22 protein-coding genes are annotated in these 21,871 nt (G+C 72.5%); 11 read left to right on the top strand and 11 right to left on the bottom strand.

Going from position 1 to position 21,871, the window contains the following annotated elements; genetic code table 11:
* Nucleotides 1–17 precede the first annotated feature (17 nt).
* On the bottom strand, nucleotides 18–860 hold the full coding sequence (locus tag AC5WAM_RS14330; protein ID WP_495522808.1) for an SDR family oxidoreductase: 843 nt from the start codon (nucleotides 858–860) through the stop codon (nucleotides 18–20).
* A gap of 93 nt (nucleotides 861–953) precedes the next feature.
* Between AC5WAM_RS14330 and AC5WAM_RS14325 the strand changes: the two genes are divergently transcribed.
* The gene (locus AC5WAM_RS14325; protein WP_366790310.1) at nucleotides 954–1,571 is read left to right on the top strand and encodes a TetR/AcrR family transcriptional regulator; all 618 of its coding nucleotides are present in this window, start codon (nucleotides 954–956) and stop codon (nucleotides 1,569–1,571) included.
* Between the two features lie 462 nt (nucleotides 1,572–2,033).
* Nucleotides 2,034–3,500: a sensor histidine kinase gene (locus AC5WAM_RS14320; RefSeq protein WP_366790378.1), complete on the top strand. Its 1,467-nt coding sequence runs from the start codon at nucleotides 2,034–2,036 to the stop codon at nucleotides 3,498–3,500.
* A gap of 229 nt (nucleotides 3,501–3,729) precedes the next feature.
* Here AC5WAM_RS14320 and AC5WAM_RS14315 read toward each other — a convergent pair whose 3' ends face one another.
* Complete coding sequence (locus AC5WAM_RS14315; RefSeq protein ID WP_003992873.1) at nucleotides 3,730–3,987, bottom strand: WhiB family transcriptional regulator; 258 nt, start codon at nucleotides 3,985–3,987, stop codon at nucleotides 3,730–3,732.
* Between the two features lie 320 nt (nucleotides 3,988–4,307).
* Nucleotides 4,308–5,276 (bottom strand): diacylglycerol/lipid kinase family protein, encoded by a 969-nt coding sequence (locus AC5WAM_RS14310; RefSeq protein WP_495522807.1) that lies wholly within the window; start codon nucleotides 5,274–5,276, stop codon nucleotides 4,308–4,310.
* Between the two features lie 104 nt (nucleotides 5,277–5,380).
* Here AC5WAM_RS14310 and AC5WAM_RS14305 point away from each other — a divergent pair, with 104 nt between their 5' ends.
* Nucleotides 5,381–5,833, top strand: coding sequence for a hypothetical protein (locus AC5WAM_RS14305; RefSeq protein ID WP_366790308.1), 453 nt, complete (start codon nucleotides 5,381–5,383; stop codon nucleotides 5,831–5,833).
* An 88-nt stretch (nucleotides 5,834–5,921) separates the two neighbouring features.
* On the opposite strand, the gene AC5WAM_RS14300 is transcribed toward AC5WAM_RS14305, so the two are convergent.
* From AC5WAM_RS14300 to AC5WAM_RS14290, 3 genes are all read right to left on the bottom strand, one after another.
* Nucleotides 5,922–7,103: an RNA polymerase sigma factor SigF gene (locus AC5WAM_RS14300; protein ID WP_495522806.1), complete on the bottom strand. Its 1,182-nt coding sequence runs from the start codon at nucleotides 7,101–7,103 to the stop codon at nucleotides 5,922–5,924.
* The gene (locus AC5WAM_RS14295) at nucleotides 7,100–7,513 is read right to left on the bottom strand and encodes an ATP-binding protein (RefSeq protein ID WP_138961726.1); all 414 of its coding nucleotides are present in this window, start codon (nucleotides 7,511–7,513) and stop codon (nucleotides 7,100–7,102) included. The genes AC5WAM_RS14300 and AC5WAM_RS14295 overlap by 4 nt, the downstream gene beginning before the upstream one ends.
* Before the next feature lie 243 nt (nucleotides 7,514–7,756).
* Nucleotides 7,757–8,017: a UBP-type zinc finger domain-containing protein gene (locus AC5WAM_RS14290; RefSeq protein ID WP_138961728.1), complete on the bottom strand. Its 261-nt coding sequence runs from the start codon at nucleotides 8,015–8,017 to the stop codon at nucleotides 7,757–7,759.
* Nucleotides 8,018–8,062: 45 nt separating this feature from the next.
* On the opposite strand from AC5WAM_RS14290, the gene AC5WAM_RS14285 reads away from it, so the two are divergent.
* Entirely contained in the window at nucleotides 8,063–9,661 is a 1,599-nt protein-coding gene (locus AC5WAM_RS14285; protein WP_366790307.1) for a Na+/H+ antiporter, read from the top strand.
* Here the strand turns inward: AC5WAM_RS14285 and AC5WAM_RS14280 are convergent.
* The 4 genes from AC5WAM_RS14280 to AC5WAM_RS14265 all read right to left on the bottom strand — a co-directional run bounded on the left by AC5WAM_RS14280 (nucleotide 9,640) and on the right by AC5WAM_RS14265 (nucleotide 14,275).
* On the bottom strand, nucleotides 9,640–10,575 hold the full coding sequence (locus AC5WAM_RS14280) for a 1-aminocyclopropane-1-carboxylate deaminase/D-cysteine desulfhydrase (protein ID WP_495522805.1): 936 nt from the start codon (nucleotides 10,573–10,575) through the stop codon (nucleotides 9,640–9,642). The two genes, AC5WAM_RS14285 and AC5WAM_RS14280, sit on opposite strands and share 22 nt — an antisense overlap.
* A gap of 31 nt (nucleotides 10,576–10,606) precedes the next feature.
* Nucleotides 10,607–11,197 (bottom strand): N-acetylmuramoyl-L-alanine amidase, encoded by a 591-nt coding sequence (locus AC5WAM_RS14275; RefSeq protein ID WP_366790305.1) that lies wholly within the window; start codon nucleotides 11,195–11,197, stop codon nucleotides 10,607–10,609.
* A 162-nt stretch (nucleotides 11,198–11,359) separates the two neighbouring features.
* On the bottom strand, nucleotides 11,360–11,593 hold the full coding sequence (locus AC5WAM_RS14270) for a hypothetical protein (RefSeq protein WP_242722809.1): 234 nt from the start codon (nucleotides 11,591–11,593) through the stop codon (nucleotides 11,360–11,362).
* A gap of 84 nt (nucleotides 11,594–11,677) precedes the next feature.
* Entirely contained in the window at nucleotides 11,678–14,275 is a 2,598-nt protein-coding gene (locus AC5WAM_RS14265; RefSeq protein WP_495522804.1) for a phosphatidylglycerol lysyltransferase domain-containing protein, read from the bottom strand.
* A 230-nt stretch (nucleotides 14,276–14,505) separates the two neighbouring features.
* Here AC5WAM_RS14265 and AC5WAM_RS14260 point away from each other — a divergent pair, with 230 nt between their 5' ends.
* The 6 genes from AC5WAM_RS14260 (at nucleotide 14,506) to AC5WAM_RS14235 (ending at nucleotide 20,069) form a co-directional block, all read left to right on the top strand.
* Nucleotides 14,506–15,912 (top strand): family 2B encapsulin nanocompartment shell protein, encoded by a 1,407-nt coding sequence (locus tag AC5WAM_RS14260; RefSeq protein WP_366790303.1) that lies wholly within the window; start codon nucleotides 14,506–14,508, stop codon nucleotides 15,910–15,912.
* A gap of 129 nt (nucleotides 15,913–16,041) precedes the next feature.
* Nucleotides 16,042–17,118, top strand: coding sequence for a polyprenyl synthetase family protein (locus AC5WAM_RS14255; protein WP_495522803.1), 1,077 nt, complete (start codon nucleotides 16,042–16,044; stop codon nucleotides 17,116–17,118).
* 178 nt (nucleotides 17,119–17,296) lie between these two features.
* Nucleotides 17,297–17,902, top strand: a complete 606-nt coding sequence (locus AC5WAM_RS14250; protein WP_495522802.1) for a GNAT family N-acetyltransferase — start codon at nucleotides 17,297–17,299, stop codon at nucleotides 17,900–17,902.
* A gap of 89 nt (nucleotides 17,903–17,991) precedes the next feature.
* Complete coding sequence (locus tag AC5WAM_RS14245; RefSeq protein WP_495522801.1) at nucleotides 17,992–18,588, top strand: dihydrofolate reductase family protein; 597 nt, start codon at nucleotides 17,992–17,994, stop codon at nucleotides 18,586–18,588.
* 65 nt (nucleotides 18,589–18,653) lie between these two features.
* A complete protein-coding gene (locus AC5WAM_RS14240) occupies nucleotides 18,654–18,971 on the top strand; it encodes a hypothetical protein (protein WP_495522800.1) in 318 nt (105 codons plus the stop codon).
* Between the two features lie 123 nt (nucleotides 18,972–19,094).
* Nucleotides 19,095–20,069, top strand: coding sequence for a hypothetical protein (locus tag AC5WAM_RS14235; RefSeq protein WP_495522799.1), 975 nt, complete (start codon nucleotides 19,095–19,097; stop codon nucleotides 20,067–20,069).
* Between the two features lie 7 nt (nucleotides 20,070–20,076).
* On the opposite strand, the gene AC5WAM_RS14230 is transcribed toward AC5WAM_RS14235, so the two are convergent.
* A complete protein-coding gene (locus AC5WAM_RS14230; protein WP_495522798.1) occupies nucleotides 20,077–20,757 on the bottom strand; it encodes a CGNR zinc finger domain-containing protein in 681 nt (226 codons plus the stop codon).
* A 25-nt stretch (nucleotides 20,758–20,782) separates the two neighbouring features.
* On the opposite strand from AC5WAM_RS14230, the gene AC5WAM_RS14225 reads away from it, so the two are divergent.
* Nucleotides 20,783–21,871, top strand: a complete 1,089-nt coding sequence (locus tag AC5WAM_RS14225) for an EamA family transporter (RefSeq protein WP_495522797.1) — start codon at nucleotides 20,783–20,785, stop codon at nucleotides 21,869–21,871.

Here is a 21,871-nt window from a genome sequence, read left to right as displayed (position 1 = left end):
GCCGGAGCCGGGGTCGCTCAGGCCAGCGAGCCCCCCGTGGCGTCGAGCCACTGGCCCGTCACCCAGCGGCCGTCCGGCGAGGCGAGGAAGGCGACCACGTCGGCTATGTCCTCCACGGTGCCGACCTTGCCGAGGGCGGACAGCGCCGCCGCGCCCGCCCACGCCTCCTTGTTCTCCTCGCCGCGCAGCCAGGCGGCGTTGACGTCCGTGTCCACGACGCCCGGGGCGACCGAGTTCACCGTGATGCCCCGGGGGCCGAGGACCTTCGACAGATTCCGGGTGAAGACGTCCAGGGCGCCCTTCGTCATCGCGTACGTCATGATGTCCGGCATGACGGCGGCGCGGGAGACGCCGGACGAGATGTTGATGATCCGGCCGCCGTCGCGCAGGCGCTCCGCGCCGAGCTGCGTGATGAAGTACGGCGCCTTGGCGTTCACCGCGAAGAGCCGGTCGAACTCCGCCTCGTCGGTGTCCGCGAAGGGGCGTGACGTGCCGATCCCCGCGTTGTTCACCAGGATGTCGAGGCCGTCTGCGTGGGCGTCGAACGCCGACCACAACGCCTGTGCGTCTCCCGGTGTCCCCAGCTGCGCGCCGATCGCGAACGCCGAGCCGCCCGCCCGCTCGATCGCCGCCACCGTCTCCTTCGCGGCCGCCGCGTTGCTGCCGTAGTGCACGGCGACGCGGGCGCCGTCCCGGCCGAGCCGCTCGGCGATCCCCCGCCCGATGCCCCGGCTGCCGCCCGTGACGAGCGCGGTCCTCCCCGCGAGCCGACCTGCCGCCGACCCGGCCGCGGGCCCGCTCGCCCCCGGTGCCGTCTCCCCGAGAGCCGTCCCCGTCTCGTTCCCCTTCGGCGCACCCATGACCAGGCGCCCCCCTTTCTCTAGCGGTCGCTACACAAAGACCGTACCCGATCTCGCTCCCTCTTTTCTAGCGCCCGCTATAGAATTTTTCCCATGGCGACGAAACAGCGAGGCAGGCCCCGCTCCTTCGACCGTGAGACGGCCCTGGAGAAGGCCCTGCGCACGTTCTGGGAGCAGGGGTACGAGACGACGTCCGTGTCCGACCTCACCCGCGAGCTCGGCATCGGCGCGCCCAGCCTGTACGCGGCCTTCGGCGACAAGCGGACCCTGTTCGCCGAGGTCCTCCAGCGCTACGCCGTCTCGTACGGAGCCTTCGGCGCCCGTGCGCTGGACGAGGAGCCGACCGTCCGCGCGGGCGTCGAGCGCATGCTGCGCGAGGCGGCCGCGGAGTACACGGACCCGACGCATCCGCACGGCTGCCTCGTCATCCATGCCGCGGTCAACTGCGCGACACCCGAGGTCGAGCAGACCTTGCGCGACCAGCGCAATGCGAACGTCGCCTCGTTCGAGGACCGCATCAAGGCGGCCGTGGCGAGCGGCGAGCTGCCCCCGGGCACGGACACGGCGGCGCTCGCCCGCTATGTGGGCGCCGTCCTGCAGGGCCTGTCCCAGCAGTCGAGGGACGGCGCCACCCGCGAGGAGCTGGAGGCCGTCGCGGAGCTGGCGATGCGGGCCTGGCCTGCGCCCGAGCCGGTGGCCTCCGCGCACTGAGCCGTCGGGCTCCGCCTGCCGAGTCGTCGGCCTCCGCCTATTGGGCTGTCGGGCTCCGCCTGCCGAGTCGTCGGGTCCGCCTCAACTGGGCCCGCGGATTCCGCATGCCGGAGCTTCGTGTTCCGGGCCCCCGCGCGCGGCACGGCGACAAACATCTCCCCCGTACGTAGACAGACGAGAATGGTCTAGTCCACAATGCGGGTATAAGCTCCGCCCTCCCCGCACAGGAGAGCGGACCGAGGATCCGGCGCTCTCTGCCCTGACCGCGTCGGCTTCTCCCGAATCGGCGGCCGATACCGCACAGTCCGGCTGTCGATGCACCAAAGGGCTGCGGTGTTGGGGACGGGTTGAGGGTCCCGCCCTGGCGCCGCGGCCCGTCGGGGCGCCCGCCGCCCCCGCGCGCGGGGGAGCGGACCCAGGGTCCCGCCCGGGCCGCCAGGTACGCTCGCACACGTGCCCTCCATGAACGACCTCGTACGTCAGCACACAGCCCTCGGCGACTCCGACCTCGAGTGGCTGCACCTGCTGGTCTCGGAGTGGCAGCTGCTCTCCGACCTGTCCTTCGCCGACCTCGTCCTGTGGGTCCCCACGCGCGACGGCACCCGCTATGTCTCCGTGGCGCAGATGCGGCCCAACACCGGCCCCACCTCCTACCAGGACGACATGGTCGGCCACCTCGTCCCGCGCGGCCGCCGCCCGCTCCTGGACGCCGCCCTCGACGAGGGCCGCATCGTGCGCGAGGGCGACCCGGAGTGGCGCGAGGAAGTCCCCGTGCGGGTCGAGTCCATCCCCGTACGCCGGGAAGGGCGCGTCCTCGGGGTCATCGCCCGCAACACCAACCTGCTGACGGTGCGCACCCCTTCGCGCCTGGAGCTCACCTACCTCCAGTCGGCCTCCGACCTGGCGCAGATGATCGCGGCGGGCTCCTTCCCGTTCCCCGGCCAGCAGGTCGACATGGACGCCTCCCCGCGCGTGGGGGACGGCCTGCTCCGCCTCGACGCGGACGGCATCGTGCAGTACGCGTCGCCGAACGCCCTGTCCGCGTACCACCGCCTCGGTCTCGCCGCCGACCTCGTGGGCCACCACCTCGGCAAGGCGACCGCCGAACTCGCCCCGTCCCGGGGGCCGGTGGACGAAGCGCTGATCAAGCTCGCCAGCGGCTGGGCGCCCCGCGAGTTCGAGATCGAGGGCGGCGACGGCGTGATCCAGCTGCGCGCCATCCCGCTCAAGCCCAAGGGCCCGCGCATCGGTTCGCTCGTGCTCCTGCGGGACGTCACCGAACTGCGCCGCCGCGAGCGCGAGTTGATCACCAAGGACGCCACCATCCGGGAGATCCACCACCGGGTGAAGAACAACCTCCAGACGGTCGCGGCCCTGCTGCGCCTCCAGGCGCGCCGCATCGACTCCGTGTCGGGCCGCGAGGCGCTCGAAGAGGCGGTCCGCCGGGTGGGCTCCATCGCCATCGTCCACGAGACGCTCTCGCAGAATTTGGACGAGCGCGTGGAGTTCGACGACATCGCCGACCGCGTCCTCGCGATGGTCGCGGAGATCTCGCCCGGCAAGGTGACGGGCCGCCGCACGGGCCGCTTCGGCATCCTCGACGCCGAGGTCGCCACTCCGCTGTCGATGGTCCTCACCGAGGTCCTGCAGAACGCCCTGGAGCACGGTTTCCGCGAGGGCGACACCGGCACCGTGGAGGTGTCCGCGGTGCGCGGCGGCACCACCAAGGAGGCCCGCCTGCTGATCACCGTCCAGGACGACGGTGTCGGCCTGCCGGAAGGCTTCGATCCGCACCGCGCGGGCAATCTCGGTCTGCAAATCGTCCGCACCCTTGTCGAGGGCGAACTGGGCGGCACGTTCGACATGGTCCGGGCTCCGGAGCGCGGTACACGCGTCGTCCTGGACATTCCGGTACGCGCCGACAAGTGACGCCGGGGCCCCTCTTCGGAGCCCCCGAAGGAGTGCCGCCGCGCAGGCCGAGACCGCGCGCGGCGGGAACCCCGGCCCGCGCACAGCGAGAAGCCCCGGACCGGGTGGGTCCGGGGCTTCTCGTTCACGTTGCGATGCGCACCGGGGGTGCTGCGCGGCTGCGGCTCGGGGGCGGGGGTTGCGTACGCGCTGTACGCGCCGCCGGGCTCAGGCTCGTGGGGCGTGGGCGTCAGGCGCTGGCCTGGCGCGCCCGGTTGCGGGCGGCGCGGCGCTTCATCGCGCGGCGCTCGTCCTCGCTGAGGCCACCCCAGACGCCGGAGTCCTGGCCGGACTCGAGCGCCCACTGCAGGCACTGCTCAATGACAGGGCAGCGACGGCAGACGGCCTTGGCTTCCTCGATCTGCAGCAGCGCAGGACCGGTGTTGCCGATGGGGAAGAACAGCTCGGGGTCTTCCTCGCGGCAAACGGCGTTGTGACGCCAGTCCATGGCTGCTACCTCTCCTTGGGTCTTACATGCAGGGTGCTTGTGAATGTGAACGCTTTCACGAATCCCTCCGCGCGGGAAGGGCCGACTCCCAGTTGCCTGGTGTGGACCTTGTGGTGAGAGGAGGGGTTCTGGCGGTCTGTAGAGGCCGGTGTTGCGGGCCGTCCCGATCGCCACCTAGAGATTCGCAAACCTCGGCGGCGGATACAACCCCTTCCGGAAAGTTTTTTTTGATTCCTTAGTGTCGACTGGGTCACAGCCGTACTTCCATGGGGTGGATCCTGGCCTAAACGTTCGAGTGAAAGGACTTTAGGCCCTTCCACTCACACAATCACACGCAGTGCGCGGCGTACGCCTGTGAACGTCACGCTCGTCCGCAGCCCCAGGTGGTCGCCGTCCATCTGGAGGGGCAAAGGCGCCTTCGAATGCAAGGTGAAGTCCGTCAGGTCGTGCAGCGAGACCGCGTTCTTCCCGTGCGGTCCCCGCTCGGGGGTCGAGCGCAGCAGCTGGGTGCCGTAACGGGCCACCGAAGCGGTCGAAAGGCGCTTCAGTCCGAGGACGTCGAGACCGGTGTCGAACGACGCCTGCGGGGAGGCGTACAGGGGGCGATTGCCCAGGTAGGACCAGGGGGAGGTGTTGCAGATTATGGACATCACGAGGTCCGTCACCGGCTCCTCGCCCGCCCGCTCCAGGGTGATCGCCCCGTGCCGGCGGTCGCTCTCGCCGAGGAACTGGCGTACCACCTGGCGCACGTAAAGGGCGTGCGTCGATTTCTTGCCTCGCTCGCGGTGCTGTTCGACGCGGCCGACCACGCCCGCGTCGAAGCCGAGCCCGGCCGCGAAGGTGAACCAGCGCGCCGGGACCGCCTCGTCCTCGGTCCCCGGAGTGCCCGAGACCCGGCCGAGGCTCACCGTCCGTTCGCTTCCCTCACGCAGCGCGTCCAGGATGGCGCCGGTCGCCTCCACGGCGTCGTTCGGCAGCCCCAGGGCGCGCGCGAACACATTGGTCGAGCCCCCGGGGACGACGGCCAGGCGGGGCAGGTCCGCCGGAGAGGGGCCGTTGTGCAGGAGACCGTTGACGACTTCGTTGACGGTGCCGTCGCCGCCGAGGGCGACGACCAGCTCGACGTCCTCGCTCTCCGCGGCCTGTCGGCCGAGGTCGCGGGCGTGACCGCGGTACTCCGTAGTCACCGCTTCCAGCTTCATCTCGCTCGCCAGCGCGTGGATCAGTACGTCACGCGTGCGCGCACTGGTGGTAGTAGCCGCCGGATTGACCACGAGGAGAGCACGCATGCGCAGCAGACTACCTAGCGGTCTTTACCCGGCCCAGACCGAGGTCTCGCCCGGGCCTCACCCACGGTGCCCGCGCCGGTGCCGCCCGCGGCTACCCTCGATGCGTGAGCACTGAGCCGAAGACCACCCCCGAAGCCCCGGAAACAGGGCCGCGTCCCGGGCGCCTGACGGCCGCCGCGGCGCTCGCCGCGCTGGAGGGCCTCGCCCTCGTCGTCGGCGGTGCGTACATGCTCGTGATGGGGCTGGCGGGCGATCCCGACAACCCGCGGCAGGCCACGACCGGCGGGGTCACGCTGATCGTCCTCGCGCTGCTGCCGCTGATCGCCGCGCGCGGCCTGCTGCGGCTGCGCCGGTGGGCCCGCGGCCCCGCGATCATCACGCAGATCATGGCGCTCCCGGTGGCCTGGCAGCTGCTGCAGGCGGACAGCGCGATGATCCCCGGCGGCATCGCGCTCGCGGCGATCGCGATCGCCGCGCTCGTCCTCCTCGTGAACCCCGCGGCGACCGAGGCGCTGGGCATCGGCGGGCCCGGCTCCGTGCAGGAAGACGGCAAGTAGCCACCGCCCCCCCCACAGGGGTGCCCCCCTCACAGGGGCGGGAAGACGGTGGCCCCCGCGACCGGCGTGGCCCCGCGAGCGGGGAAGGTCACTCCTCCACGAGGAGCTTCTCCCGCAGCTGAGCCAGGGTGCGGGCGAGCAGCCGGGAGACGTGCATCTGGGAGATGCCGACCTCCTGGGCGATCTGCGACTGCGTCATGTTGCCGAAGAAGCGCAGGAGCAGGATCCGCTTCTCCCGGGGCGGCAGGTCCTCCAGGAGCGGCTTGAGGGACTCGCGGTACTCGACGCCCTCCAGGGCCTCGTCCTCGGCGCCGAGGGTGTCCGCGACGGCCGGGGACTCGTCGTCCGTGTCCGGGACGTCCAGGGACAGCGTGGAGTACGCGTTGGCCGACTCGAGGCCCTCCAGGACCTCTTCCTCGGAGATCGCGAGCTTCTCGGCCAGCTCGTGCACGGTGGGGGAACGGCCGTGCAGCTGGGAGAGCTCGGCGGTCGCCGTCGTCAGGGCCAGGCGCAGCTCCTGCAGCCGCCGCGGGACGCGCACCGCCCAGCCCTTGTCGCGGAAGTGGCGCTTGATCTCGCCGACGACCGTCGGCGTCGCGTACGTCGAGAACTCCACGCCGCGGTCCGGGTCGAAGCGGTCCACGGACTTGATCAGGCCGATGGTGGCGACCTGCGTCAGGTCGTCCAGGGGTTCGCCGCGGTTGCGGAAGCGGCGGGCCAGGTGCTCCACGAGCGGCAGGTGCATGCGGACCAGCCGGTTGCGCAGCTCCGCGTACTCCGGGCTGCCGTCCGTCAGCGCGCGCAGCTCCACGAACATCGCTCGCGCGCCGCTGCGGTCCTGTGGATCGTGCCGGCTGTGCTGCTCGTGCTCGCTCATCGTCCCGCCCGTCACCAGCCGCCGCCCTTCTGGGGTCGCGCCCCCAGTGCTGGACGCCCGGGGGGACCCCCTGCGTGCGGCGCCTACTCGGTCCTTTCGCCCCCCGCCCGGGCCGGACGGCCCGTCGAGCCCGTCCTCGGCGGTCGGCTCTGCCTCATCCGGCATCGCTGTCTTCTCGGCCACCGTCACCGGACCCGACTGCTCCGGGTCCTGCGGGTGGGGCCTCGCCTGCTGCTCGGGGATGCCTCCGGGGGCAGGCCCCGGCTCCGCGGGACCGCCGCGCCCCGCGACCGGGCGCGTGCCGCCCCTGCCGCGGCCGGGCAGGCCGTGGGTGCCGTGTTTGCCGGGTGTTCCGCGCTCTTCGTCCCGCACCGGCCCGTCCCCGTTCCTCACGCCGGCCCGGGTCCCGCGCCGCGTTGTTTGTAGAGGCTGATCGAAACGGTTTTGTCGTCGCCGACCGAGGAGTCGACCTTGCCCGCGAGGGCCGAGAGCACTGTCCAGGCGAAGGTGTCCCGCTCCGGAGCGCGGCCGTCGGTGGTGGGGGCCGACACGGTCACCTCCAACGAGTCGTCGACGAGCCGGAAGACGCAGCTGAGCACGGAGCCGGGCACGGCCTGCTGGAGCAGGATCGCGCAGGCCTCGTCGACAGCGATGCGGAGGTCCTCGATCTCGTCCAGGGTGAAGTCCAAGCGCGCCGCGAGGCCGGCCGTGGCCGTACGCAGCACCGACAGGTAGGCACCCGCAGCCGGAAGGCGGACCTCTACGAAGTCCTGATTCCCGGGCTCGCCTGCGATCTGGGACACCCTCACCTCCAAGGTGGTACAAGCACTTTCGGGGCTCCGGGGCCGCTCTCCGGCGGCCCGGACTGCGTCACTCGGGTAACGCACCTCGTCTTTCAGCGGTGACGCTACCGCGCTGCTCAGTTCCGTGTCCCGGGGCCCCGCCCCGTTGCTGTCACTCATAGTAAGCCTACGGGTACGGACAGTGGCTAGGGGTTTTGCGGGCCCAATTGGAAAGAACGAGCGTCGGGTTGACGTACCCAGGCCTCAGACGATCGAACCGTCGACAAAGCACCAACGCCAGCTTTCACCCGGCTCGAAGGACCGCATCACGGGGTGACCGGTCTCCTTGAAGTGCGCCGTCGCGTGCTGGAACGGGGAGGAGTCGCAGCACCCCACGTGCCCGCACGTCAGGCACAGCCGCAGTTGCACGGGGTGACTGCCGGCCGCGAGGCACTCCGGGCAGGTTTCGCCCAGCGGCTCGGGTTCGGGGTGGGGCAGCGCGCTGACGTGCGGACACTCGTTCATGATGGCCAGGTTACGACGGGCGAGCGGACGGCGGAGGGCCTTGCCATGGACGTACTGCCACTGGTGGCGTTGATCGCGGCGAGCGCCGCCGTAGCCGGTGCGGCGCGCCGCACCCCGGTGCCGGCGCCGCTGCTCCTGGTGGGCGTCGGACTGATCGCGGCCTATCTGCCCGGGGTGCCGGACTATCACCTCGACCCGCACATCGTGCTGCCTCTCGTGCTGCCGCCGCTGTTGCACACGGCCGCCCTGGAGAGCTCGTATCTGGACCTGCGGGCCAACGTGCGGCCCGTCGCGCTGCTGTCCGTCGGTTACGTTCTGTTCGCGACGGTCGTCGTCGGCTGGCTCGCGTACCTGCTGATCCCCGATCTTCCGCTGACCGCCGCCCTCGTCCTCGGGGCGGTGATCGCGCCTCCGGACGCCGTCGCCGCCACCGCGATCGCGCGGCGGGTGGGGCTGCCCTCGCGCATCACCACGATCCTCCAGGGCGAGTCCCTGGTGAACGACGCGACCGCGATCACCGCCTACAAGGTGGCGCTCGCGGCGGCCGTCGGCGAGGGCGCGAGCTGGGCGGGCGGCATCAAGGAGTTCCTGGTCGCCGCGGTGGGCGGCGTCGGCGTCGGCCTCCTTTTGATGGTGCCGATCCACTGGCTGCGCACTCACCTGAAGGAGGCGCTCCTGCAGAACACGCTGTCGCTGCTCATCCCCTTCGTGGCGTACGCCGTCGCGGAGCAGGTGCACGCCTCCGGAGTGCTCGCCGTGGTCGTGGTGGCTCTCTACTTGGGGCACCGCTCCTGGCAGGTCGACTTCGAGACGCGGCTCCAGGAGGCCGCGGTGTGGCGGGTCGTCGGCTTCCTCCTGGAGTCGGCGGTGTTCGCGCTCATCGGCCTCCAGCTCCCGATCGTCCTCAGGGACCTCGGGGAGTACAGCGTGGGGCAGGCCGTCTGGTACGCCCTGGGGGTCTTCGTCCTCGTGGTGGTGGTGCGCTTCGCGTGGTCCTATCCGGCGACCTACTTGCCACGGGTCGTGTCGCCGCGGATCCGAGAGCGCGAGAGCGAGACGGACTGGCGGCGGCCGCTGGTCGTCAGCTGGGCCGGGATGCGAGGTGTCGTGTCGCTCGCGATCGCGTTCTCCATCCCGCTCGTCATGGACGACGGCGAGCCCTTCCCCGCCCGCAACCTGGTGCTCTTCCTGACCTTCACGACCGTCATCGGCACGCTCGTGGTGCAGGGCCTTTCGCTGCCGTGGCTGATCCGGGTGCTGCGGCTGCCCGGTCCCGACGCGCGGGCGCAGACGCTCGCCGAGGCGCAGGCGCAGAACGCCGCCTCACAGGCCGCGGAGGACCGTCTGGACGAACTGATGGCGGATGAGCGCAACCGCCTCCCAGGGCCCCTCCAGGACCGTCTGCGCACGGTTCTGGAGCGGCGCCGCAACTCCGTGTGGGAGCGGCTCGGCCAGCCCAACCCCGTGACGGGCGAGACCGCGGACGACACCTACCGCAGGCTCGCGCGCGAGGCCATCGCCGCCGAGCGCGAGGTGTTCGTGCGGCTGCGGGACGAGCGACGCATCGACGACGAGCTGCTGCGGACGCTGCTGCGGAAGCTGGACCTGGAGGAGGCCGCGGCCTATCGGGAGGTCGAGGAGTGAGCCGGGCCCGGCGCGGGCGGCGTGCCGGTGACGACGGCCGTGACCGTGGTCCCCGGGGCGAAGGCGCCCTCTTCGGAGAGGGCGGTCAGCGCGTACAGGAGCTTGGCCACGTAGACGCGCTCCACGGGGAGGCCGTGCCGGTCCTCGAAGTCGTCGGCGAAGGCGGTGAGGGCGTCGGTGGCCCGGGCGTAGCCGCCGCAGTGGAAGCGCTCGTCGAGGCTCCAGTTGGGTGTGGGGGACCCGAGGGCGGCCCCCTGGAGCCGCCGTATCTCCTCGCCCAGGAAGCCGCCCTTGAGGACGGGTATGCCGAGGGCGCGCTGCCCCGGGGCGAGGCCCGCCGCCAGGCCCGCGAGGGTGCCGCCGGTGCCGCAGGCCACGGCCGCGACGTCCGTGTGTCCGCGCAGCTCCGCGCCCAGGGCCGCGCAGCCGCGCACGGCGAGGGCGTTGCTGCCGCCCTCGGGGATGACGTACGCCTCCTGGGTGGCGGTCGCGCGCTGGAGGGTGGCCAGGACGGCGGACTCGTGCTTGCGCCGGTACGTCGACCTGTCGACGAAGTGCAGCCGCATGCCGTCGGCCGCGCACTGGGCGAGTGACGCGTTGAGGGGGCGGCCCGCCAGCTCCTCGCCGCGGACGACGCCGACGGTGGCGAAGCCGAGCAGCCGGCCCGCGGCGGCCGTGGCCCGCAGGTGGTTGGAGTAGGCGCCGCCGAACGTCAGCAGGGTGTCGTGGCCCGCCGTCCGCGCCCGCTCCAGGTTCAGGACGAGCTTGCGGTACTTGTTGCCCGGCAGGGCCGGGTGGATCCGGTCGTCGCGCTTGAGGAGGAGGCGGACGCCGTGCGCGGCGAAGCGGGGGTCGGTGACCGGCTGGAGGGGGGTGGGCAGCCGGGGTGTGAGGGCGGGCGGGGTGGGCGGCACCCCGCCATTGTCCCTCTGCCTCTCTTCGGGGTTACTTCAGGCGCTCGTGGATGCGGGCCCGCATCCCGTCCATCGTGAAGCCCTTGGGGTCTATCTTTCCGGGCTGCCACTCCAGGTGTCCGATGACGGAGCGGGCCGTCCACTCGTGGTGGCGGCAGATCGCCGCGGAGACCTTCTCGATGGCGTCCAGCTGGGCCTCCGGCCAGGGGTCCTCGCCGTCGCCGAGGTTCTCGCACTCGAAGCCGTAGAAGTGGCGGTTGCCGTCCGTGTTGGCCTCGTTGTCCGGGGGCAGGGCCTTCTCGGCGATGACGGCGCGCAGCACGTCGTCGTCGCCGAGGCCCGCGTGGTTGGCGCGGCCGTAGCCGACGAGGTGGACCGTGCCGTCCTTGGTGATGACGCCGTGGCACAGGGGGCCCGGCAGGCCTTCGTAGCCCTCGCGGCAGATCCGTACGGTCTTCTCGGCGCCGGACGTCACCGTGTGGTGGATCATCACGCCGTGCATCGGGCCCCAGGGGCCCTTGTGGTTGCGGTTGTGCGTGCGCCAGTCGCCGACTTCGACGACCGTGAGGCCTTCGTCGCGCAGCGCGTCCAGGAATCTGTTCGCGGACATGGGTGTGGCCATGGCCGCCTCCTTCGGGGAACGCGACGGACGCCCGTCGCGGTCCGCCTCGTACGCAGCTTGTACCGAACAGCAGAGGCCCGAACTACCTGTTCGGCGGCTGTTCGGGCCACTGTGCGAGCTGATTCGGTCAGCTACGGGGACGGCGCGCTACGCGGAAGGTGATCAAGCGCGCAGGAAGCCGTCTCCGTGCGTCGCGATGTGGGCCTCCAGGGCCGTGAGGGCCTGCTGGGTGGCGTCGGGGGTGCCGCTGCCGCGGCGCTCCGCGTAGTACGCCGCGCCGAGCTGCTTCAGGAGGTCGTTGCCCGCGCGCTGGGCCTGGACCTCGTCGATCTTCTGCTTGCCTTGGTTGAGCCCCTGCTGCACCTGTTCTCTTGCGCGGTCCAGGAAGCCTGCCATGTGCTTTCTCCTGACGGTTGGTGCGCTCGCTGCGTACGTGTGGTGCAACGAGCGCGCGGATCTTGCAGTTCCCCTCCCACCGCCCTACGCGGCCAGCTTGCGCATCAGACGGACTCCTTGGGCTGCCGACAGGTGCGGCAGATATGCCTTGCCGATCGCGCGCGTGATGCTCGGGAGCGCCGCGGGATCGGGGTAGCACATGTACATCGGGTGGTACTCGGGCTGGAACTTGGCTTTGAAGTGGAGCAGGGAGCGGAAGCCGTATACGGGCTCCAAGGCGCGGCCCGCGTAGTCGAGGAGCCGTTGCAGCGCGGCGGTGGGTTCCGCGGCGTCGGCGCGGGCGAGCGGAGCGCCCGACAGGCTCAGGAACTGGGCTCCTTCCTCCTGGAACCCCAGCGCGGCGGACGCGATCAAGAACTCCATCACACCCCGGAACCCGTCCGACCGCCTCCGCATGAAGTCAAGGGTCCATCCCACGGGTTGGCCTGAATCGTGTGCCCCATTCGCTCCATGGACGGGCATCCAGCTCGTCACGCCGTGCACCGTGCGGTGCTCGTCGACCGCCAGGAGACAGCGCACGTACGGATCGTCGAGTTCGGCGAGGCCGCCGAGCGTGAAGCCCATCTCCGGCAGCCCCTTGTCGGCGACCCACTCCTCGGAGATCGAGCGGATCTGGTCCGTGAGGTCCAGGGGCGCCTCGGGGAAGACGTGCCACTCGGCGGTGATGCCCTGCTTCTTGGCCTTGTTCAGGGCGGTGCGCACGTCCTGCCACTTCTTGCCGGTGAACGCGAGGTCCGGCAGCGGTACGACGGTGTCCTCGGCGACCTGCACCGCGCTCCAGCCGAACGCGTCCGTGCGGGCCTTGGTGGCGGCGGTGACGCTGTAGAAGCAGGGGGTCAGGCCGTGCTCGTCGCAGAAGGCGGCGAACCCCGTGACCGCGTCCCCGCGCGCGGAGGGCACGCCGAACGGGTCACCCGTGGTGAGCGCGACCGTGGACCGCACCCGGTAGGCGACCGCGGCCCTGCCGTCGGCGGTGAACCAGTAGTCGTTGCCGTCCCACATCGCCAGGTACGACAACGTGCCGCCGCCCTGAGTGGTGAGCAGGGCACGCGCGCGTGCCGCCGCGCCCGCGTCCTGGCGCACCGAAGGCCGCCGGAACGCCACGAGGAGGGCGACCAGGGCGACCACCCAGAAGACCACGCCGCAGTACTCGTACAGCGACAGCGCCGTGCCGCCGACCGGCACCGGGGAGCTGCCCCTGAAGAACAGCGGTTCGTAGCTGGGCGGCAGGAACTGCGCGGGCAGCCCCGCGACGAGCCGCCCGAAGGTGGCGTCCGGGGCGAACTGGTCGCGCACTGCGTAGCCGATGCCCACGTAGGCGGCGCAGCAGAGCAGCAGCGTCCCGCCGATGACCCCGGTCAGCGCTGTCACGGCGGCGCGGCCGAGGTGCTGGTCGAAGCGGCGGCGGGTCCCGAAGAGCAGCACCAGCACGCACAGGGGGAGCAGCGCCTGCTCGACCACCGCCTGGACCATCGCCGCCTTCCGGTCGGCGGCGTCGCTCCCTTCGAGGACGTAGTGGCCGGGGTGCGAGGTGATGTCGCTCAGGAGGTACGCCATGAGGCCGAGCCACACCAGGTGCGCGGCGACCGTGATCCGCCAGGCGGGCCGCAGCCCGCGGCGCAGCCCTTCGGCGAGGACGAGGAGCAGCAGGGGGATGGCGACGCCCATGAGCATCGCCGGAGAGCCGTAGAAGTGGTCCTGGGCGCGCACGCGGTCGCAGTCGGGGCCGGGCCCGGCGCAGGCGTCGGCGATCTCCTGGGGGTCCGGCCCTCCGGAGACGTACAGGTCGAGCACGTCGAAGGGGCCGAGCGCGTCCCTGTAGAGGGTGGCGAGCAGAGGGCCGAGGGCCGAGGCCGCGACGGCGAGGGCCACCAGGACGCGGCCCTCGGTGTGCGATGCGTGGGGTACGCGCAGCCGGTGCGCGTCCCGGTGCGCGAGCGCGCCCAGGGCGAGGCCCACGACCGTGCCCGCGAACCGCAGCACGTCCTGGAGGTGTCCTACGTAGAGGGCGAGCGTCAGCGGGAACACGATCAGCGCGAGCTGGAGCCTGCGCCGCCACAGGGCACTGAGCCGGAAGCTCAGGAAGGCGCCCACCGCGCAGGCCGCGATGCCCGGTGTCGCGGTGAGCTCCTGGGCGAGCGCGGTCGGCCAGTCGTCGCCCGCCAGCTCGCCGACCTTGACCGCGCCGGTGCCGAGCAGCGAGCCGAGCACCTGGCCGACGACGAGGAGCACGGCGGTGCGCACGGAGCCCATACGGATCTCGGCGGCCGGGCCGATCAGCAGCAACAGCAGCGTGGACCCCACGTAGTTGCCGATTCCGGAGCACCACAGGATCGAGGTGAGGGGTGTCCACCAGCGGCCCTCGGCGAGCGCGGGCACGCCCGCGCCGACATCGGAAAGCAGCCTGTCGGCGGGCCCTCCGCCGAGGCTGCCGGTGAACAGGCCGACGGCCCACAGGGCCACGACCAAGAACACCGTCACGGGTGCGTGACTCACCGGCGCGAAGGCGCGTTCGGCGGCGCGCAACCAGCGCAGGGGCCCCCGCTCGCCCGGCGGCGCGAGCGGCGGCCGCGGCGCCGGCTCCGTGGCGGCGCCGCCCGCCGGGCCCTCGGGGGTGCTCATTCACCGAGCGCATCAGGAGGCCGCCGCGGGCACATCCGGGGCTGGGCCGAACGGGTGACGCGCGCCCCGACACCGACCTTGGACGAACGTACGAAGGATCGCGCCTGGTAAACGGCAGCGTGCCCCGTCCGCTCGGATCCATTCCCGCTCATTTGTGTAATGGCGCCCGTACTCACCGCACTGAAAGGCTGACGAACGCACGCCATTACGGGATCGGGAGGGCATTGTCCATGTCGGTAGGCGAAGAAATCCGTACGGACGAAGGCAGGCCGCAGCAGAGTCTCGGCACTTCTGCCGCGCGGAATCTGGCCACCACCACCAAGTCCGCGCCGCAGATGCAGGAGATCAGCTCGCGCTGGCTGCTGCGGATGCTGCCCTGGGTCCAGGTGCAGGGCGGCACGTACCGAGTGAACCGAAGGACGAGTTACTCGGTCGGTGACGGGCGGGTCACGTTCATCAAGACCGGGGACCGCGTCGAGGTCATCCCGGCCGAGCTCGGCGAGCTGCCGGTGCTGCGGGACTTCGAGGACCAGGACGTGCTCGCGGAGCTGGCGCAGCGCTGCCAGCAGCGGGAGTTCGAGGCCGGCGCGGTGCTCGCGTCCTTCGGCAGCCAGGCGGACGAGGTGTTCCTGCTGGCCCACGGCCGGGTCGAGCAGATCGGCACCGGCCCCTACGGCGACGACACGGTCCTCGCCACCCTTGCCGACGGTGCTTACTTCGGTGACCATGCGCTGATCGATGCGGAGACCATCTGGGAGTACACCGTCCGCGCGGTGACCGCGTGCACGGTCCTCACGCTCCCGCGCCAGGACCTGGAGCAGGTCGCGGAGCGCTCCGACTCCCTGCGCGCCCACCTCCAGGGGGTGCGGTCCCTTCCGTCCCAGCGCACCAACGACTACGGAGAGGCGGCCATCGACCTCTCCGCGGGCCACGTCGGCGAGGCCGTCCTGCCCGGCACCTACGTGGACTACGAGGCGAGGCCGCGCGAGTACGAACTGAGCGTCGCCCAGACGGTCCTGCGCATCCACACGCGCGTGGCCGACCTCTACAACCAGCCGATGAACCAGACCGAGGAGCAGCTGCGCCTCACCGTGGAGGCGCTGAAGGAGCGCCAGGAGCACGAGCTCATCAACAACCGCGAGTTCGGGCTGCTCAACAACTGCGAGTACGACCAGCGGCTCCAGCCGCACGACGGCGTACCCAGCCCGGACGACCTGGACGAACTGCTCAGCCGCAGGCGCGGATCGAAGCTGTTCCTCGCCCACCCGCGCGCGATCGCCGCGTTCGGCCGCGAGTGCAACAAGCGCGGACTGGTCCCGGAGACCATCGACATGGCCGGGCACCGCATCCCCACCTGGCGCGGTGTGCCGATCTTCCCGTGCAACAAGATCCCGGTGACCGAGGCCCGCACCTCCTCGATCATCTGCATGCGTACGGGCGAGGACGAGCAGGGCGTCATCGGACTGCACCAGGCGGGCATCCCGGACGAGATCGAGCCGAGCCTGTCCGTGCGCTTCATGGGCATCAGCGAGCAGGCGATCATCTCCTACCTGGTTTCGACGTACTACTCGGCGGCCGTCCTGGTCCCGGACGCGCTCGGCGTCCTGGAGAACGTCGAGATCGGCCGCTGGAGGTGACCCGCCGCCCCTGCCCGTGGCGTCAGCGCCGCCGCCCGTGCCCCTTGCAGCGACGCCGCGCACACCCGTCCTGCACGCGCCCGGATACCAAGGACCGGCCACCGTCCGCCTCCACGCCGGAGTAGGTCCATGACGGACACCACGGACGTGACGGAACGCGTGCGGGCACCCCGGAGCCACGGCCCTCCGGAAGGGGGCGAGGCGGCGGACATCCTCGCCGCGGCCCGCGGGTGCGTCGACCCGGAGCTGCGCCGCGCCGTCGAGTCGCTGCCCGGTTCGATGCGCCGCGTCGCGCTCTACCACTTCGGCTGGGAGCGCGCGGACGGCACGCCCGCGGCGGGAGACGCGGGCAAGGCCATCCGGCCCGCGCTCGTCCTGGCCGCGGTGCGGGCGCTCGGCGGCGATCCGCGGGCGGCCGTCCGGGCGGCGGCGGCCGTGGAGTTGACCCACCACTTCACGCTGCTGCACGACGACGTCACGGACCGGGGCGCCACCCGTAGGCGCCGTCCCACCGTGTGGACCGTGTTCGGCGACGCCGACGCGATCCTCGCGGGGGACGCCCTCCGGGGCCTGGCGCAGCGGCTGCTCGCCGAGGACCCCTATCCGGGGGCCGCGGTGGCCGCCGCCCGCCTGGCCGCCTGCGTCGTGGAGCTGCGCGCCGGGCAGCGGGCGGACTGCGCCCTGGAGCGGCGCGCCCCCGGCGAGGTCTCGCTCGCCGAGTGTCTCGCCACGGCCGAGGCCAGGACCGGGGCGCTCCTCGGCTGCGCCTGCGCGATCGGGGCCGTGTACGCGGGCGCGAGCGTGGAGACCGCCGATGCCCTCGACGGGTTCGGGAGGCAGGCGGGGCTCGCCTTCCGGCTCATCGACGACGTGATCGGGATCTGGGGAGATCCCGCACGGACGGGCAGGCCCGTGGGGGCGGACCTCGCGGCCTGCAGGAAGTCGCTGCCGGTGGTCGCCGCGCTCGCCTCCGGCACCCCGGACGGCGCCGCTCTGGCCGCGCTGTACGGCCGCAGGGCGCGGGCGGGAGACCTGGACCGGATGGCCCGAGCGGTCGAGGGGGCCGGAGGGCGGGACTGGGCGCAGGCGCAGGCCGCCGACCGGATGTCCCGGGCGCTGCAGGAGGTCGCCCGCGCGGTGCCGGACCCCGAGCGGGCGGGGGGCCTGCTGACGCTCGCGGAGTTCGTCACCCGCCGATCCCACTGACGACCGGCCCGAGGGGGGTGCCCGGTGGGTGGGGCCCGTCGTGCCGCGCCATGCGGCAGGCGGGCCCCTCCCGCCGGGCGTTCGGGCCGCCGTACCACCGCCTCGCCGCGCACGAAACGATCACTTAGGCTGCAACCGGCAGCGCGGGGGGAGGAGTTGACGGTGAAGGGGTGGGGTCGTGGAAGTGGCGATACGGAGAGCGGTCGAGGATGACCGGGCGGACGTCGTCCGGCTGATGAACGAGTCGTTCCACCGGGATCCGGTGAGCAGCTGGCTGTTCCCGGACGAGGAGCGCAGGCGGAGCAGGCACGGCGCGCTGATGAGTGCCTTCCTCGATCTCGCGTTCGCCGAGGGGCACGTGGACATCGCCGAGGACGGCTCGGCGGTGGCGCTGTGGTGGTCGGTTCCCGCAGGCGCGGGGCACGGGGACGGCGCGCCCGAGGACGGGCCCGCGCAGCTCCGGGAGGCCGTCGACCCGGCGAACGAACGGGTGGAGGTGATCGGCCAGTTGACGTCCGACATCCATCCGACCGACCGGCCGCACCAGTATCTGCACATGATCGCCGTGCGGCCCGACCGGCAGGGGCAGGGGCTCGGCACGGCGCTCGTCGCCTCCGTCCTCGAACGGTGCGACCGCGACGGGCTGCACGCGTATCTGGAGGCGAGCAACGCGCGCAGCCGCGCGCTGTATCTGCGCCTCGGCTTCACCGATCTGGGAGAGGCGCTCGACCTCCCGGACGGGCCCACGATGTGGCCCATGTGGCGTGAGCCGAAGGCCTCCTGAATCGACGGCGATCCCCGCACGTCCCGCCTGGAGGGCGGCGGAAGCGGCCCTCCATGAACGCTCACCCGCCGTCTTGGAAAGGTTCCGGCTTGCGCAAGCTCACCTACTTCGTCGCCGTCTCGATCGACGGGTTCATCGGTGACCCGAGCGGAGACGCCAACGCCTACATGCCGTACGTGGACGAGGAGTTCCTGGAGTTCCTGAAGACGGAGTACCCGGAGACGATCTCCGTCGCCGGACGTCGCGTCCTCGGCTTCGACGGAGCGCCGAACCAGAAGTTCGACACCGTCATCCAGGGCAGGAACACCTACCAGGTCGGCCTGGACGAGGGCATCCCCAGCCCGTACGCCCATCTGCGCGAGTACGTCGCCTCGCGCAGCCTGGGCGCGGCGCCCGACCCGAAGGTGCAGGTCATCGCCGACGACCTCATCGGCAAGGTCCGCACACTCAAGGCCGAGGAGAGCGACCTCGACATCTGGCTGTGCGGAGGCGCGCGGCTCGCGGGCCTGCTGCGCGACGAGATCGACGAGCTCGTACTGAAGACGTACCCGGTGCTGCTCGGCTCCGGCATGCCGATGTTCTCGGGCGTGGAGTCCGCCGTCAGCGGCTTCGCGCTGACCTCGTCCCGGGTCTTCGGCAACGGAGTCGTCGTACGGAACTACGCGCGGCAGCGTGCGGACGGGTGACCCTCGGGCCGCAAGCAGGCGCCCTCGGGCTGTGCGGCCCTCATAAATCGCCATATCCTGGCCTTATGGGCACTGATGGGAGCCGGTCCGTCCCCCGTCCCGAGGGTGAGCACGTCTGCCCCAGCTGTGGACGGCAGGTCGGCACGGCCGTCAAGCGACGCAAAGTGCTCGGGGTCTTCGTCCCCGTCTGGGGACCGGCCCCGTGCCACAACCCCGCGTGCGACGCGTGCGTCATCGAGGAGCAGTCCGAGGACCGGGGCAGGCGCGGTCACAAGAGCAGGCGGCGGGGCGCTCCGCCGCAGAAGGCGCGTCCCCGCACGCCCGGCCCCGCCGGGGCCGACACCAAGTCGGTCGTGGAGACGGAACCGGACCCCGGCGCCTGAACCGTCGGCGCCCGGAACTTCCGGCGGGGTCGCCGGGTTCTCGGTGGGTGCTCCGGGGGGCTGTACCCCCAACTGGCCTGCGCGGACGGCCCATTGTCAGTGGGCGCCGCTAAGGTCGCGAGCATGAAGGTCACATGGGGGAAGTGGTGGGCCGTCGCCGCGGTGGTGGCGGTGGTGGCCCTCGCCGGGTGCGGGGTCGGAGGCGGCCGGGACGGGGCCGGTGCGTCGGCCCGTGGTGCGCAGCTGCCCGGAGCACCCGAGGTCGACTCGGAGCGCGACCTTCCGGAACTTCCTCTGGACCGCTACGAGTTCAGTCGGCGCGACTACGACCGACAGGAGGCCGCCACCCTGCGCCTCACCCAGGTCTGCATGCAGTCCTACGGCTTCACCGACTTCCCGCTGCACTGGCATGAGCGCGACACCACCCTGGGTAGCGTCGCCGTCGCGGCGATCGTCTCGACCACGCTCACCGGCTCGCTCGACCTGGACCGGGCCCGACGCCTTGGCTACGGCGTGGACGGCGACGCCCTGAAGGAGTACCGCGAGCGGCGGCTCTCGAAGGGGCGCCTGATCACACAGGACGAGTACGCGGTGCTGCGCGGCGTGGGCGAGGGCCCGAGCAGCGGCGGTTCCAAGGCCGAGGGCCGGGAGGTGCCGCGCGGCGGCTGCTCCCAGCGCGCCGCCCGGCAGCTGAGGGCCGACGTCAAGGACGAGCCGCGCACGACCTGGTACGTCACGAAGCGCCGCACGGCCCTGGACAAGGCCGTCGCCAAGGACCGGCGGATGCGGCGCGCCCTCGACGTCTGGGCCGACTGCGTCGAGGGCAAGGGCTTCGCCCGCTACGCCAGCCCGGAAGCCGCCTTCCGGGACAAGGCCTGGCGGCGCGGCGGCGACGGGCGGACCGGGCGCACGCCCCGGGAGCGCGGCACGGCCGTCGCCGACATCGAGTGCAAGCGCGAGCACAACACGGCAGGGGTGTGGTGGGCCGTGGCCGCCGAGAAGCAGCGGTACGACATATCCCGGCACAAGGCGTCGTACGACGCGGTCCGTGCCGACCTGGAGCGGGTGCGGGCGGCGGTGCGGCGGGCGCTCGCCTAGCGGCCGTTCAGCGCGGGCGGCGCGCCCGGTGCCGGGCCACCGCGTCGTTGTTGGCACACCGCACCGAGCAGTACGCGCGACGGCCCGCGCGGGAGGTGTCCACGAAGGCGCGGCCGCAGCCCGCGCGGGCGCAGCGGCCCAGGCGGCGCGCGTCCGCGTGGCACACGATGTACGCGAGCCCGGCCGCCGTCAGGGCGCGGACGTGGGCCGCGGGGTCGGCGCCGGGCGCGCTGTAGTGGAAGTGCGGGGTGCCGTCGTGCAGGGCGATGGTCGGGCGGCTCGACGCCTCTTCGAGGAGCTGGTTGAGGCGGGCGCAGCGCTCCGCGAGGTCCTGCGGGCCGAAGCAGCCGGCGAGGCGGTGGGCCCAGGCGCGGAGGTCCCGCCGCTGCGCGGGGCCGAGCGCGTGCTCCACGATGCCGTGCGCGGCGAGCAGGGCGGAGGGGTCGACAGCCGTGGCCGTGGCGCCTGGATCTGCGCCTCTCGGATCCGCCTCGCCCGGGTCCGCGGCGTCGCGGCCCACGCCGTCGCGGCCCGCGTCATCCGGGCCCATGCCATCGGGGCCCGTGCCATCCGGGCCCGCGCCATCCGAGGCCGCCTCGCCCGGGCCCGCTCCGCCCGGGGTCGCATACGCGTTCACCAGGTCCGCGGCGAGCAGTGCGGCCTCGCCTCCGTAATGGTTGAAATGCATAAGGGCATGACATCACGCTGGGTCCATGGGGAACACTCGCGCCGCGCGCGGCGCCCTCGGCCTGGTGCTCGCGCAGGTGGTCAGCCTCCAGGCGGGCGCGGCGGTCGCCAAGGCCGCGTACGGGCAGGTGAGTCCGACCGCCCTCGCGGGCATGCGGCTCGGGTTCGCGGCCCTCGTGCTGTGGTGCGTGGTGCGCCCCCGGGCCCGGCGGTTCACGGCCGAGCGGTGGTGGGCCGCCGTGGGGCTCGGCGTGGTGCTCGCCGCCATGAACACGGCGTACTTCCAGGCCATCGGGAAGCTGCCGCTCGGGGTCGCCGCCACCCTCGAACTGCTCGGGCCGCTCCTGCTCGCCCTGGCGCTCTCGCGCAGCCCGGCACAGCTGTGCGCGGGGCTGCTCGCCCTCGCGGGAGTGCTGCTGCTCGCGGCGCCGGGCGGGGCGCTGCCGGTCGCGGGCCTCGCGCTCGGCGCGCTCGCCGCGGGCTGCCGGGCCGCGTACGTGGTGCTCAACCGGCGCGTGGGGCGGCTCTTCCCGGACTGGTCCGGGCTCACGGTGGCGCTGGCGGTGGGCGCGCTGCTCCTGGTTCCGGTCGCGGCGTTCACCGACGGCGCGGCCGTCGCGCGGTGCCCGGGAGTCCTCGCCACCGGCCTCGTCGTCGCGCTCCTCTCGTCCCTGATCCCGTACTCCCTTGACCTGCTCGCCCTGCGTCGCATCGGCGTCCGCGCCTTCGGCGTCCTGCTGGCCCTCGGGCCCGCGGCGGGCGCGGCCGTCGGTTTCGCCGCCCTCGGCGAGCGACTGAACGCCCGGCAGCGCGGGGCGGTGGCGCTCGTGATCGTGGCCTGCGCGTGGGCGGTGTGGTCGGGGGACGGGGGCCGTACCGCCGGGGACGGGGGCCGCACCGCCACCGGCGAAGGCCGTGCCCCCGAGGTCGGGAGCCGCACCGTCGGGGACGGAGGCCGTGCCACCCAGGTCGGAGGCACCACCGCCGGGGACGGCGTCCTCGCCACCGAGGTCGGAGGCTCCGCCGCGACGGGTGAAGGCCGTGCCGAGGGCGGGGATCGTCGTCCCGCCACCGGCGGAGACCCTGGTGCCCGCGGGCAGGCCTGCGGCTGTTGA

The organism is Streptomyces sp. JLYT201 (assembly GCF_059448825.1).
This window is presented reverse-complemented; position numbering and strand designations above follow the sequence as displayed.